13 protein-coding genes are annotated in these 13,348 nt (G+C 68.6%); 11 read left to right on the top strand and 2 right to left on the bottom strand.

The annotated features are described in order from the left end of the window. Positions 1–318: 318 nt before the first annotated feature. From ABEU20_RS15905 to ABEU20_RS15895, 3 genes are all read left to right on the top strand, one after another. Positions 319–828: a MaoC family dehydratase gene (locus tag ABEU20_RS15905; protein WP_420165352.1), complete on the top strand. Its 510-nt coding sequence runs from the start codon at positions 319–321 to the stop codon at positions 826–828. Continuing rightward, the gene (locus ABEU20_RS15900) at positions 818–2,500 is read left to right on the top strand and encodes a PHA/PHB synthase family protein (RefSeq protein ID WP_420165351.1); all 1,683 of its coding nucleotides are present in this window, start codon (positions 818–820) and stop codon (positions 2,498–2,500) included. Before ABEU20_RS15905 ends, ABEU20_RS15900 begins: the two co-directional genes overlap by 11 nt. Positions 2,501–2,584: 84 nt before the next feature. Continuing rightward, positions 2,585–2,926, top strand: a complete 342-nt coding sequence (locus tag ABEU20_RS15895; RefSeq protein ID WP_420165350.1) for a hypothetical protein — start codon at positions 2,585–2,587, stop codon at positions 2,924–2,926. 24 nt (positions 2,927–2,950) lie between these two features. Here ABEU20_RS15895 and ABEU20_RS15890 read toward each other — a convergent pair whose 3' ends face one another. Both ABEU20_RS15890 and ABEU20_RS15885 read right to left on the bottom strand, forming a co-directional pair. Next, positions 2,951–3,325 carry a helix-turn-helix domain-containing protein gene (locus ABEU20_RS15890; RefSeq protein WP_420165349.1) on the bottom strand — a complete coding sequence of 125 codons (375 nt, stop codon included), beginning with the start codon at positions 3,323–3,325 and terminating at the stop codon, positions 2,951–2,953. 10 nt (positions 3,326–3,335) lie between these two features. Next, a complete protein-coding gene (locus ABEU20_RS15885) occupies positions 3,336–3,941 on the bottom strand; it encodes a DUF459 domain-containing protein (protein ID WP_420165348.1) in 606 nt (201 codons plus the stop codon). A gap of 113 nt (positions 3,942–4,054) precedes the next feature. Here ABEU20_RS15885 and ABEU20_RS15880 point away from each other — a divergent pair, with 113 nt between their 5' ends. The 8 genes from ABEU20_RS15880 (at position 4,055) to ABEU20_RS15845 (ending at position 13,321) form a co-directional block, all read left to right on the top strand. Further along, a complete protein-coding gene (locus tag ABEU20_RS15880; protein WP_420165347.1) occupies positions 4,055–4,960 on the top strand; it encodes a MurR/RpiR family transcriptional regulator in 906 nt (301 codons plus the stop codon). A 128-nt stretch (positions 4,961–5,088) separates the two neighbouring features. Next, on the top strand, positions 5,089–6,222 hold the full coding sequence (locus ABEU20_RS15875) for an ABC transporter ATP-binding protein (protein WP_420165346.1): 1,134 nt from the start codon (positions 5,089–5,091) through the stop codon (positions 6,220–6,222). Beyond that, on the top strand, positions 6,215–7,582 hold the full coding sequence (locus ABEU20_RS15870; protein ID WP_420165345.1) for an ABC transporter substrate-binding protein: 1,368 nt from the start codon (positions 6,215–6,217) through the stop codon (positions 7,580–7,582). Before ABEU20_RS15875 ends, ABEU20_RS15870 begins: the two co-directional genes overlap by 8 nt. Before the next feature lie 8 nt (positions 7,583–7,590). After that, the gene (locus ABEU20_RS15865; RefSeq protein ID WP_420165344.1) at positions 7,591–8,349 is read left to right on the top strand and encodes a tyrosine-protein phosphatase; all 759 of its coding nucleotides are present in this window, start codon (positions 7,591–7,593) and stop codon (positions 8,347–8,349) included. Positions 8,350–8,381: 32 nt separating this feature from the next. Then, positions 8,382–9,281: a phosphodiesterase gene (locus ABEU20_RS15860; RefSeq protein ID WP_420165343.1), complete on the top strand. Its 900-nt coding sequence runs from the start codon at positions 8,382–8,384 to the stop codon at positions 9,279–9,281. 29 nt (positions 9,282–9,310) lie between these two features. Then, a complete protein-coding gene (locus ABEU20_RS15855) occupies positions 9,311–10,276 on the top strand; it encodes a carbohydrate ABC transporter permease (protein WP_420165342.1) in 966 nt (321 codons plus the stop codon). A 9-nt stretch (positions 10,277–10,285) separates the two neighbouring features. After that, complete coding sequence (locus ABEU20_RS15850; RefSeq protein WP_420165341.1) at positions 10,286–11,170, top strand: carbohydrate ABC transporter permease; 885 nt, start codon at positions 10,286–10,288, stop codon at positions 11,168–11,170. A gap of 30 nt (positions 11,171–11,200) precedes the next feature. Further along, positions 11,201–13,321 (top strand): MMPL family transporter, encoded by a 2,121-nt coding sequence (locus tag ABEU20_RS15845; RefSeq protein WP_420165340.1) that lies wholly within the window; start codon positions 11,201–11,203, stop codon positions 13,319–13,321. Positions 13,322–13,348: the final 27 nt, after the last annotated feature.

Here is a 13,348-nt window from a genome sequence, read left to right as displayed (position 1 = left end):
TTGATTCGGATGCGGAGGTCGTGAAATTAGACATACCGCCCGAGCTTGCACCTTCCGACGTGCCCAAACGCGCGAGAAGCGGACATAACACGCCTCCTACCTGGACGAATGTCAAACAGAGAGTTTTCCGAAGACGTGCTGCGCAAAAGGAATCACCGTTATAGGCTCCGCCCGATCGCACCCGATTCTTCAATTCCAGTGAAATCGCATCCGCTCGATCCCGGGCGCGATCGATGCACCTTTCGAGACGCTCAACAATTCGGGCACCCGACCGAATCGGACCACAGGGACGAGATGACTACAAATACGACCAGCAGCATGTCTGCGCGCAGCATCACGATGGCCGACCTCCCCGACCTCGCCGGCACGAGCCTCGGCACTTCGCATCGAGTCCTGATCACGCAGGAGCAGATCGCACTGTTCGCCGACGCCACCAACGACCACCAGTGGATCCATGTCGACCCGGAGCGGGCGGCGACCGGTCCCTTCGGCTCGACGATCGCACACGGCTACTTGACCCTGTCCCTGGCCGTCGAGCTCTTCTTCCGCCTGCTCGACGTCACCGACTGCGCCCAGGTGATCAACTACGGCCTCGACAAGGTCCGCTTCCCCGCTCCGGTTCCGGTCGACTCGTCGGTGGGTGCGGTCGCCGACGTGACCGCCGTCGAACCGTGCCCGGGTGGCTATCAGCTCGCCGTGACCCTCACCTTCGACGCGGCGGGCGTCGACCGCCCGGTGTGCGTCGCGCAGATGATCCTGCGCTACCTGGGCCCGGTGGGCTCCACCGACTCCACGTCGAACGCTGCCGGAGGCGACCGTGCTCGATAACGCGATCCGCCGGGTCTCCGCCAGGGTCGACCCCGCCGGCTGGTTTGCCGCGAGCGCATCGGTGGCCCGGAACGCAGCCTGCAACCCCGCAGCCGTCGCCGCCGCCACCGGCAGGCTGGCAGTCGGGTTGGCACAGATCCCGCCCGACGCGGTGCGAGTGGCCGTCGGCGCGAGCATCCAGCCGCCCGCTCCCGGGGACGCCCGGTTCCGAGACCCAGCCTGGCAGGACAATCCCGCCTACTACGCGGTGCTCCGCTCGTACCTCTGCGCACGCTCGTACGTCGACAGCCTGGTCGATGCGGGCACCGCGGATTCCTTCACCGCCGCCAAGGCGCGCCAGTTGGCGCATCTGCTGCTCGACGTCGCGGCGCCCACCAACAACCCCGTGACCAACCCGGAGGTACTCACCCGCGCGATCGCGACGGGTGGAAAGAGCTTGGCTCGCGGCACGTCGTACCTTGTCGAGGACGTGGTCAGACGCGGTGGCCGCCCCAAACGCACCGACGACACCGCTTTCACGGTCGGCGAGAACATGGCCGCGACGCCGGGCCGGGTGGTCTTCCGGAACGACCTGATCGAGCTCATCCAGTACGCACCGCAGACCGAGCAGGTGCATGCGACGCCGCTCCTGGCATGCCCGCCCTGGATCAACAAGTTCTACATCATGGACATCGGCCCGGGACGCAGCTTCGTCGAGTGGGCAATCCGGCACGGCCGCACCGTCTTCCTCATCTCGTACCGCAACCCGGACGAGTCGATGAGCGGGGTGGGATTCGACGACTACCTCACGGACGGGGTGACCGCGGCAATGGACGTCGTCGGGGACATCACCGGGGCATCGAAGATCGACCTGGTGGGCCTGTGCCTCGGCGGAGCGATGGCGTCGATCGCGGCCGGCTACCTGGCTGCGGCCGGTGACGACCGCCTGGGCACGCTCACGCTCGCCAACACCCTGCTCGATTACAGCAATCCCGGCGACCTCGGGCTGCTGACCGACGCCGAGACCCTCGCGAAGATCGACATCGTGATGCGACGGGCCGGATACCTCGACGGCGCGGACATGGCCCAGACCTTCGACCTGCTGCGAGCGAACGACCTGATCTTCCGGTACTGGGTGAGCCGCTGGATGCTGGGCGAGGAACCGCAGTCGTTCGACCTGCTCGCGTGGAACGAGGACTCGACCCGCATGCCGGCGTCGATGCACAGCGCCTACCTGCACACGCTCTACGGCGAGAACCAGTTGGCCCTGGGTCGTTTCACGATCGCCGGACGGACGATCTCGCTCGGCGACGTCGGCGGCGACGTGTACATCGTGGGCGCACTGGACGATCACATCGTGCCGTGGCAGTCGTCGTACGCGGGGGCCGTGCTGTTCGGCGGCGACGTGCGGTTCGTCCTGTCGAACGGTGGCCACATCGCCGGCATCGTCAATCCGCCGGGCAAGAAGACCTGGGTCGAGGCCTGCAGTGAACCCGACGGCAGGGCGCCGAGCGGATTGCCGGCGGACCCGTCGGTGTGGCGGGAGTCGGCCGAGCGCCGTTCCGTCTCGTGGTGGGAGGACTGGGCGACCTGGTCGCAGCAGCGCGCCGGCGACCTGCAGGCCCCGCCGCCGATGGGCAGCAAGCAGCATCCGGCCATCGGAACGGCCCCCGGCACTTACGTTTTCACCTGATTCCACTCCACACCCAGCGCGTTAGCAATCATCATGCTAATTTGCTAACGACAGGTTCGATCACGCCATCTCCGAGGAGCCCCCATGGCCGCACAGTCCACCACCACCGCGAACACCACCGCGACCGCGCGCACCGCCGCCGAGAAGACCCTCACGGACGGAATCGGTTCCGTCGCCACATCATTCGAGGAGAACCTGGGCCGCGTGCAGAGCCTCAACGAGACGTTCCTCGACGCCGCGAAGCTGAGCGGCACTCTCACACTCGACACCTACGACAAGGCGCTGACCTCCGTCCTCGACTACAACAGGTCGATGGCGTCGGCCGCGAAGTTCGACTGGGTAACCACCCTCGTGGACGCCCAGGCCTCCCTCGTGCAGGGCCTCAGCGCCGCCGCCACCACGGCCGCGCGGGAAGCGCTCCGGTAGGGCCGGCCCAGGCCCCCGGCCGGATCACTGCGTCGGCCGGGGGCCTCGCCGCCGCTTCGCGATCGTCACGTCGCGGAACGTCTCGTACATCTCCTCGAGCGCGGACCGCTGAGCCTTGGTCAGATCGGCGTCACGTCGGATCGCGGCCACCACCTCGGGCACGTTCTCGGCGTCGGCCCGGCTCGCCTGCGCGGTCAGCATGTCCGCCGACGTGTGCAGGTGCTCGGCGATCGCCGCCAGTACGTGCTCGCTCGGCGCTCGAAGGTCCCGCTCGATCTGTGACAGATACGGATTCGAGATCCCGACCATCTCGGCGAACTTTCGCATGGGCACGGCGGCGAGCTCGCGCTGCTGCCGGATGATCTCGCCGAGAGTCGGGGGCCGGACGTCGTCCACCATGTCGGCCAGCCTACTGAACCACCTGTGGGGTCCGGATCCACCGTTGCCACGTGGGCCGTGCCAGCGCAGCGAACGCACGATAGCCCCCACTGCCGGGATGAGCACCGTCGCCGTCATGCACCTGCTGCATCCAGACCGCGTCGGCGACGAGGGCGTCGAAGACCGAGACGTACTCCACACCGGCGGCGGCGCAGACCTCGGCGAACCGACGATCCAGCCGAGCCGTGCGAGCGTTCTGATCCGCGTCGGCCATCGGCGGCGGTCCGACCACCATCGGCCGCCACCCCGCCGCTGCACACTCGTTTAGCACGCCGGTGAGGTTGGCGACGGAGGTCTCCGGATCGACACGCGGTGCCCCACCCTCGACGGTCGTGTCGTTGGAGCCGAACGAGAACACCACCCGGCCGTCGCAGTCCTCCGGCAGACGCGCCTCGCACTCCGGCCGCCAGCGCGCTCGTATGTCGCTCGACGTCTGCCGCCGCACCCCGAGGTTGTACGTCGTCAGCGCCACGCCCTTCGTCCCTGCCGCGAGCCTGCCCGCCCAGCCGAGGAACTCGCAATCGCCCACTCCCGCAACGAAGGAGTCACCGACGAAGCACACGCGCACGTCATCCATACCCACGATGATGTCAGTGGGCGACGGCGACGGCGACGAGGCGGGCGGCACTTCCGGCGACCGCACCGTCCCGGAGGCCCGAACCGTTCACCGCGGTGTGTTATCCAGAGCCCATGAGCGCAGACTCCCCCGGTACCCAACCGCCGATCGGTACGACGACCGCGACCATCCGCGCCCTGTCCGCGGGCCTGGCCCCGAGCGAACGCCGCGTCGCCGACGTGTGCGCCGAACGCCCCCGGGAGGTGGCGTGGTGGTCGGCGGCAGACCTGGCCGCCGCGGCGTCGACGTCGACCGCGACGGTGGTGCGAGCGTGCCAGAACCTCGGCTTCTCGGGCTTCCAACACCTGCGCATGCTGCTGCTGCGCGACCTGGGCGCGGAGTCGTCGACGGCCGCCGAGGCGGCCGCACCGCCCGGAAGCGTGGGCGTGCTGCGCACGATCGTCACGGAAGTGGGTTCGGATCTCGCCAGCGGTCTGGCACCGCTGTCGGAGGACGCCTTCGACGACGCCGTCCGGGTGCTCGCGAACGCGCGGCGTATCCTCGTCGTGGCCAACGGTGGATCGTCGACGGCCGCCACGGCGTTCGCCGTCCGCTTCCTGCTGTCGGGGCGGGCAGCCGAGGCACCGACCGACACCGTCGTGCAGGCTCTCACCGCGCGCACCCTCTCCTCCGACGACGTGTGTGTCGCGGTGAGCGACTCGGGGATGAACGCGTACACGATCGACGCCACGAGGGCCGCTCTGGACGCCGGGGCCCATGTCGTCGGTGTCACCGCGCATGCCCGCTCGTCGCTCGCCGCACTGGCGGACACCACACTGATCGTCGGCAGTGGGTCGGGCCCGTACGCCGCGCACGGAGTCTCTGCGACGATCATCCAGCTGACCTTCCTCCTCGGCCTCCAGGTCGCGGTGTCCGAGGTGGACGGCACAAGCCGGGGTTCCACCGAGCGGGACGTGGAACATCTTGTCGCCCTGATGAATCCGAAGAGCGAGTCACTCGACCCCACGGAACTCGACTAGCCGCGAAACGCTCACGGGTCGTTGGACGGACATTCAGTGCTCGTTCACCTTCGACTGGCTGACTACTCCATGTAATGAGAATTCCGAATCCAACCGATTCGGGTAATCACGTTTCATCGGAGAGGGTCATGGGCAGTATTCGAATCGAGGGCCTGGGCAGGAACTTCGGCGGCGTGACCGCCGTCGACGACATCTCGATGGAGATCCGCGACGGCGACTTCCTGGTCCTTCTCGGACCTTCGGGGTGCGGCAAGACGACGCTCCTGCGGATGATCGCCGGGCTCCTCGAACCGACCGGCGGCCGCATCGTGCTCGACGGCGAGGACATCACCGGCACACCCGCCCGCAAGCGCGACGTCGCGATGGTCTTCCAGAACTACGCGCTGTACCCGCACCTGTCGGTGGCACGGAATCTCGGGTTCCCCCTTCGGGTCCGGAAGGTCGCGAAGGACGAGGCCACGGCTCGCGTCGACGAGGTGGCGCAGCAGCTCGAGATCGCGCACCTCCTGGATCGCAAGCCCAAGGAACTGTCCGGCGGCCAGCGTCAGCGCGTCGCCGTCGGACGCGCGATCGTGCGCAACCCCAAGGCGTTCCTCATGGACGAGCCGCTGTCGAACCTCGACGCAAAGCTGCGGACGGCCACCCGCCGTGAGCTCACCGATCTGCACCGGCGCCTCGGGGCGACGTTCGTGTACGTCACCCACGACCAGGTCGAGGCGATGACGATGGCCACCCGGATCGCGCTGCTCAACCGCGGATCCGTCGAACAGATCGGTACGCCCGAGGAGGTGTACGACCGACCGGCTTCGGTGTTCGTCGCCGGCTTCCTCGGCAGCCCCGCGATGAACCTCCTCGACGCGACCGTCCTGAGTGCGCGCGGCGCCGTCCGTGCGGAGGCCCCCGGCGTCCGCGCCGACCTGTGGCCCGGCACCACCGAGGACATCGACGTCGTCCTCGGCGTGCGGCCCGAACACCTCCGCCCGGGCATCGGCACCGAGCCCGTAGCCCTCATCGCGACAGTCGATTCGGTCGAGAACCTCGGCAGCGAGGAGATCGCGTACTGCACCGTCGGCGATGCCGTCGTGTGTGTCCGCTCCCCGCGGCCGATCGCGATGCGCGCCGGCCAGTCCCTCACCCTCACCACCGATCCCGAGCACGTACACCTGTTCGACCGCGCGAGCGGACGCCGGCTCGAGTGGATCGACACGTCTCAGCCCTACGACTACCCCGTCTCTTCTGCTAGGAGCCTGACCAATGCGTAGACGCACTACCGGCCTGGCGCTGCTGTCACTCGCCGCCGCCCTCACCGTGGCCGGATGCGCCACCGGCGCCACCGGCGCCACCGCGTCGAGTTCGTCGGCGGACGGACTCGCCCCCGAACTCGACCCGAACCAGAAGGTCGACATCGTCTTCGAGTCGTACAACCTCACCCAGGCGGGACCGTGGACGGACACCGTCACCGGCCTCATCGCCGATTTCGAGGCCGAGCACCCGAACATCTCGGTCAAGGCCCAGCCACCCCAGGGCACGTCGACCGCCGGCAGCGGCACCGCGAGCAGCGTGCAGACGCAGCTGCTGGCCGGCAACCCGCCGGACGTCGCGCAGTTGACGTTCGACACCCTCGACTTCGCCGTCAACCAGCTCGGCGCCCACTCGCTCGATTCGCTGGTCGGCACCGACACCGTCCAGGAGCACCTGGCCGGCGCGCACCCGTATCACCCGCGGGCCGCAACGCTCGGAGACTGGGAGGGCCAGACGTACGGCATGCCGTACGTCTTCTCCACCCCCGTGCTGTTCTACAACGCGAGCGTGTTCCAGAAGGCCGGGCTACCTGCCGACACGGACCTGTCGACGTGGCCGAAGGTCGCCGACGCCGCGAAGAAGATCACCGCGTCCACCGGGAAGCCGGCACTGACCGTCTCGTGCGCGGTCAAGGGCGGCAACTGGTGCATGCAGGGCCTGTTCCGGTCGGCCGGCGGGAACGTGCTCTCCGACGACCGGGACAGCGTCGAGTTCGCGAGCGACGATTCGCTGGCGGCGGTGCAGATGCTGCGCGACCTGTACGACCAGGGCGTGCTCGCCAACCAGGACTCCGCGGGCCAGATGGAGAGCTTCATGAAGGGCGACACGGCGATCCAGCTGCAGTCGTCCGCGATCCAGGGGATGCTGCTGGGCGCCTCGAAGGCCGCAGGCTGGGAGCTGAAGGCCGCGGCCATGCCCGCCTTCGACGGCCGTGAGGCGGTGCCCACCAACTCCGGTTCGGCCCTGTTCGTCTTCGCGCAGGATCCGGCGAAGCAGCGCGCCGCCTGGGAGCTCATCACGTTCATGACGAGCGACCACGCGTACACCGAGATCTCGTCGAAGATCGGCTACCTGCCGCTGCGCACGTCGCTCACCACCGATCCGGCCGCACTGAAGTCGTGGGCCGACGGCAACCCGCTTCTCGCCCCCAACCTGAAGCAGCTCGACCGGCTCGAGCCGTGGCAGTCGTACCCCGGCAACAGCTACGTCCAGATCGACGACATCCTCGCCACCGCGGTCGAGGAGTCGGTCTTCTACGGCAAGGACCCCGCAACCACCATGGCCGCCGCCCAGAAGCGCGCCCAGGACCTGATCGGCTGACACACGAGATGACGACTCCCCTCCGCACCCCGACCAGACGTCTGCCCGCGGGCGGCGTGCACAACCTCCGCGACGTCGGCGGCTATCCCGCCGCGGGCCTGACCACGAAGTGGGGCAAGCTCTTCCGCTCCGACTCCCTGCACGGCATCGATCCGGCGGGCCGCGCCGAACTGGCCGACCTCGGGCTGGCCCTCGTCCTCGACCTGCGGGAGAGCGACGAGCGGGCGAGCGCGCCGAACGCGCTCGACGGCGTCGGACACCGCGACGTCCACCTGCCCGTCTATCGCGACGGCATCGGGAGCCGAGGGGCGACGCACACCGCGCAGACCCTCGATCTCGGCGGCATCTACACCTGGATGCTGAGCGAACACGGCGGCGCACTCACCGATGCGGTGCGCCTGATCGCCGGCTCGGGTAGCGAGCCGGTTCTGGTGCACTGCACCGCCGGCAAGGATCGCACCGGGCTGGTGATCGCCCTGACCCTGGCGGCCGTCGGTGTCGAGGACCGCGACATCGCCGCCGATTACTCGCTGTCCGAGGTGATGCTGGCCGGCGAATGGGTGGACGCGATGACCGCGGTGATGGCGGCGCGTGGCCTGCCCGCCGAAATCGACATCGCCCAGATCGTCGCCTCCAGCCCGGCCCCCCTGATGCTCGCCACCCTCGCGTCACTGCGCGCGAGCCACGGCGACGTGCGCGGCTACCTGCGCGCACACGGCATGACCGACACCGAACTCGACGACCTACGCGCCTGCCTCGTCGGCTGACGCCCACCCCTCGAACGCGAAGGAAGACAAACATGTCCGAGAACGGACAGTACGGCGCCCCCGACCATTTCGTCCTGCACATCAGCGACACCCACTTCGTCGGGGACGGCGAGTTCCTACACGGCAGCGTCGACAGCGACAGCAAGTTGGCCCGCGTCTTCGACCGCCTCGACCGCGCGGGCCAGCGACCCGAGGCGATCGTGTTCACCGGCGACCTCGCCGACGCCGGCAACCCGCAGGCGTACACCCGACTGCGGGATCTGGTCGAGCCGGCGGCGGAGAAGCTGGGTGCCCGGGTGATCTGGGTGATGGGCAACCACGACAGCCGGCCCGAGTTCCGTGCCGGACTGCTCGGCGTCGAGCCCACGCAGGAGTCGGTGGACATCGTCCACGACGTCGACGGCCTGCGGATCGTCGCACTCGACACGACCGTCCCCGGCCACCACCACGGCGAGATCACCGACGAGCAGCTCGATTGGCTCCGTGACGTTCTCGCGACCCCGGCGCCGCACGGCACCTTGCTGGCCCTGCATCATCCGCCGGTGCCGAGCACGCTGGAACTGATCGAGGCCGTCGAACTCCGCGACCAGCGCCGGCTCGAGGACCTCCTGCGGGGCACCGACGTCCGCGGCATCCTCGGTGGCCACCTCCACTACTCGACCACGTGCACCTTCGGAGACATCCCGGTGTCCGTCGCCTCGGCCACCTGCTACACCCAGGACCTGTTCCCGACCGGCGGAGGCATGCGCGGACAGGACAGCGGGCAGTCGTTCAACCTGATCCACGTGTACGCGGACCGGATCCTGCACACGGTCGTCCCCGTCGAGGAGGGCCCGACGCTGTACGAGGTGACGCTCGAGCAGATGCGCTACTTCCAGTCGCTGTCACCCGAGGAGCAGCTCGCGGCGATGGCTCGCACCACGAGCCACTGACGCCTTCCGAAACCGATTGCGAGAAATCAATGTTCGTCGAAGTTCCGGCGGGCGCCCTGCAGCAGACCGCCGCCTCGTCCCAGCCCGTGCGGGCCGGGGCGGGGTGGCGCTCGCGTGCGTCGCGCCGCGCCGTCCCCTACCTCTTCCTGCTGCCGGCGACGGCCCTGCTCGTCCTGTGGACCTACAAACCGCTCGCCGAGACCGTCGGGCTGTCCTTCTACAAGTGGAACATGATTCCGACCAGCCCGAAGAAGCCGGTCGGCCTCGACAACTACACCGCGGTGCTGTCACTTCCGGAACTGCACCAGGCCCTGTGGAACACGGTGGCGTACATCGCGGCGTTCATGGTGTTCTCGCTGGTGCTGCCGCTCCTGATCGCGCTGCTGTGCACGCGGGTGAGCGGACGGTCCCGCACCTTCTACCAGGCCCTGACCTTCGTACCGTTCCTCGTGACACCCGTTGCGAGCAGCGCGATCTGGCGCTGGCTGTTCAACCCGGACAACGGCATGATCCCGCGCATCTCCGCGTCGATGGGGCACGATCTGGGCAACGTGTTCCGTGATCCGAAGCTCGCGCTGCTCGGTGTCGTCGTGATCGTCGGCTGGCAGATGCTCGGCTTCGGCGTGCTCGTCATCTCCGCCGGTATGGCCGGGATCAGCCCCGACTACGGTCACGCCGCCGCGCTCGACGGCGCCACGCCGTCGACGATCACCCGGCGCATCACGCTGCCGCTGCTCTCCCCCACGCTCGTCTTCCTGGCGCTCATGACGATCCTGCTGAGCGCGCAATGGACCTACCCGGTGATCGACGTCCTCACGCAGGGCGGCCCGAGCGGATCGTCGACCAACATCTACTACCTGTTGTACGAGTTCGGTTTCCGCAACTTCGACGCCGGGCTCTCGGCCGCCGCGGGCACTCTCTTCTTCCTCGGCTTCGGCTTGATCGCATTCGTGTTCGTGCGGTTGTCCGAGCGGCTGAGCTTCTACGACAACTAGGAACCATCGATGGCCTTCGTCCTTCTCGATCCCGCCCCGCCCAGCACGTCCGCATCCGCACCGCCCGAGGCACCCGCGCCGCCGCGCCGACGCAACCGTCGGGTCGCGCTCGGCCACATCGTCCTGGCCGCGCTCGCGCTGTTCAGCATCTTCCCCGTCTACTGGATGTTCGCGACCGCGCTGCGCCGGCCGGAGGACTCCCTGTCCGGCAGCCCCGTTCCGTGGCCGCTGAACCTCGACAACTTCCGGTACGTGTTCGACACCATCCCGATGCTGTCGATGCTCACCAACACGTTCGCGATGGCGTTCGTCGTCGCGATCAGCCAGCTGTTCGTCGCGCTGCTCGCGTCGTACGCATTCGCCCGGTGGGACTTCGTCGGCAAGCGACTGCTGTTCCTGTTGTTCGTCGGGTCGTGGCTGGTGCCGTTCCAGGTCACGATGATTCCCAACTACCTGCTCATCTCGCAGATGGGTCTGCTCGACACCGTCGCCGGCGTGGTGCTCCCGAATCTGTGCTCGGCGTTCGGCGTGATGCTGCTGCGTCAGCACCTGGAGGCCTTCCCCCGCGAGCTGCTCGACGCGAGCGAGATGGACGGCCAGGGCGCGTGGGCATCGCTGTGGAAGGTGATCGTCCCCAACATGCGTCCGGCCCTCGCGGCGCTCGGAATCATGCTGTTCATCTCGGCGTGGAACGAGTACCTGTGGCCGTCGCTGGTGCTGCGCAACTCGGATGCGCTGGTGCAGATCGGTATCCGCAGCTTCCTCGGCGCCGAGGGCAACAACTGGGGTGCGGTGATGGCGGCGTCCGGCATCGCGTGTCTGCCGATCTTCCTCATCTACATCTTCCTGCAAAGGCACGTCGTCGACGCGTTCGTGCGGTCCGGATTGAAGTGACGCACTGCACTTGTCGCTAGAGTCGCGGGAATGACACGCTGGGCCTCGATCGTCGTTGCACGCAAGTGGTGGGTACTGGCGGTCGTTCTGATCGCTGCCGTCGGGGCCGGAATCTGGGGCATCGGCGTGTTCTCCAAACTCAGCCAGGGCGGCTACACCGATCCGGGTAGCGAATCGGCGGAGGTGTCGCGGATCGTCGACGACAACTTCGGCCGCCAGGATCCCGACATCGTGGCGATCTACACGGTGCCCGCCGGACGGACTCTCGCCGACCTGGAACCGGTCGTCACCGCGACGCTCGACCGGTTCGCTGCCGACGTGCCGACCCAGTCGGTGACGTCGTACTGGACGGCGGTCCCGCCGGCGAAACAGTTGCTGCTCTCGAACGACGGGACGAAGGTGGCCGCGTCGATCGTGCTCTCGCCCGACGCGGACGTGACCGTCGCCAACTTCGGCGACCTGCTGCCGAAGCTCGAGATCGAGGGGGTGGATTCCGAGTTCGCGGGCGGGGCCGTGGTCGGGGTCTCCCTCAGCAATCGGTTGCAGGCCGACCTGGTGCGCGCCGAGGCGATCGCCATCCCGATCACCCTGGTGCTGTTGGTGTTCGTCTTCGGTGGTCTGGTCGCGGCCGCGGTCCCGGTGTTCGTGGGCCTGCTCTCGGTGCTCAGTTCACTGGGCATCCTGCGCCTGCTCACCGAGGTCACCGAGGTCAGTTCGTTCGCGCTCAACGTCGCCTCGCTGATCGGTCTGGGCCTGGCGATCGACTACGGCCTGTTCGTCGTCAGCCGTTTCCGGGAGGAGCTGACGGCGGGATCGACGCCCGCCGACGCGGCCCGTCGCACGGTGCTCACCGCCGGACGCACCGTCATGTTCTCGGGCCTGCTGCTGGTGTGCGCGTTCGCCGGCATGCTCGTGTTCCCACAGGCGGTGATCCGCTCGCTCGGGTTCGGCGCGATCGCGGCCGTGACGGGTGCGGCCGTGCTGTCGCTGACGGTCGTCCCGGCGCTGCTGGCCGTCCTCGGTCACCGCATCGACGCGCTGTCGTGGCGCAAGGGTGCGGCGCAGCGCGGCGAGGAGCGCGCCCGGCGGTTCTGGGGCGGCGTCGTCACCAAGGTGATGAAGCGCCCGGCGGTCGTCGCGGTCGGCATCACCGCCGGACTGCTCGTGCTCGCGGCGCCGCTGACGAAGGCGACGCTCGGCGAGATCACCTACACCGCGCTGCCGGCCGACGATCCGGCGCGCATCGCCACCGAGACGCTCACGACCGAGTTCCCGTCGACCGGCGAGGGCGCGACCGTGGTGCTGCGCGGCCCCGACGGTGCTCCCGCGTCGCCGGGCGACCTGTCGAAGGTCGTCGCGTCGGCCAAGCAGGTGGACGGCATCTCGCAGGCCGTGGTCCTCGCGACGAAGAACGACGTGACCGCGATCCAGGCTCTCTACGCCGAGGGTGTCGAGGGCGGCGCGGCCGGCGACGCCGTGCAGGGCCTGCGGGCCATCGATGCCCCGCCCGGCACGCAGCTGCTCGTCGGCGGTGGCCAGGCGTCGGTCGACGACGGCAATGCCGCGATCGTGCGCTGGCTGCCCGCGATGATCGCGATCATGGTGGTCTCGACGCTGGTGCTGATGTTCCTGGCGTTCGGGTCGGTGGTGCTGCCGGTCAAGGCCGTCGCAATGGCGGGACTGAGCCTCGCCGCCACGTTCGGCGTCCTCACCTGGATATTCCAGCAGGGGCACGGCGCCGACCTGCTCGGTGTCACCCCGGCGCCGCTCGAGGCCACGTTCGTGGTGCTCATCCTCGCGGTGGTGTTCGGATTGTCCACCGACTACGAGGTGTTCCTGATGTCACGCATGGTGGAGGCCCGGGCCGCCGGCGCCACCACGGAAGAGGCCGTCCGGACCGGCGCCGAGCGCACCGGCCGCGTGGTCACGGCGGCGGCGATGCTGCTCATCGTCGTCACCGGCGCGTTCACGGTGTCGGGGCTGTCGATCATGCGGTTCCTCGGAGTCGGCATGATTCTCGCGCTCGTCATCGACGCGACGGTCGTGCGGATGCTGCTGGTGCCGTCGCTGGTCAAGCTGATGGGTGAGGCCAACTGGTGGGCCCCGGCGTGGATGCGTCGGATCCACGAGCGCGTCGGCCTCGGGCACTGAGCGTTGCCGGCACCGAGTTGCGTGCAC

Source organism: Rhodococcus parequi, from assembly GCF_046042785.1.
Classification (GTDB): Bacteria; Actinomycetota; Actinomycetes; order Mycobacteriales; family Mycobacteriaceae; genus Prescottella; species Prescottella parequi.
The sequence above is the reverse complement of the archived record's forward strand: the minus strand, read 5'-3'. Positions and strand labels throughout refer to the sequence as shown.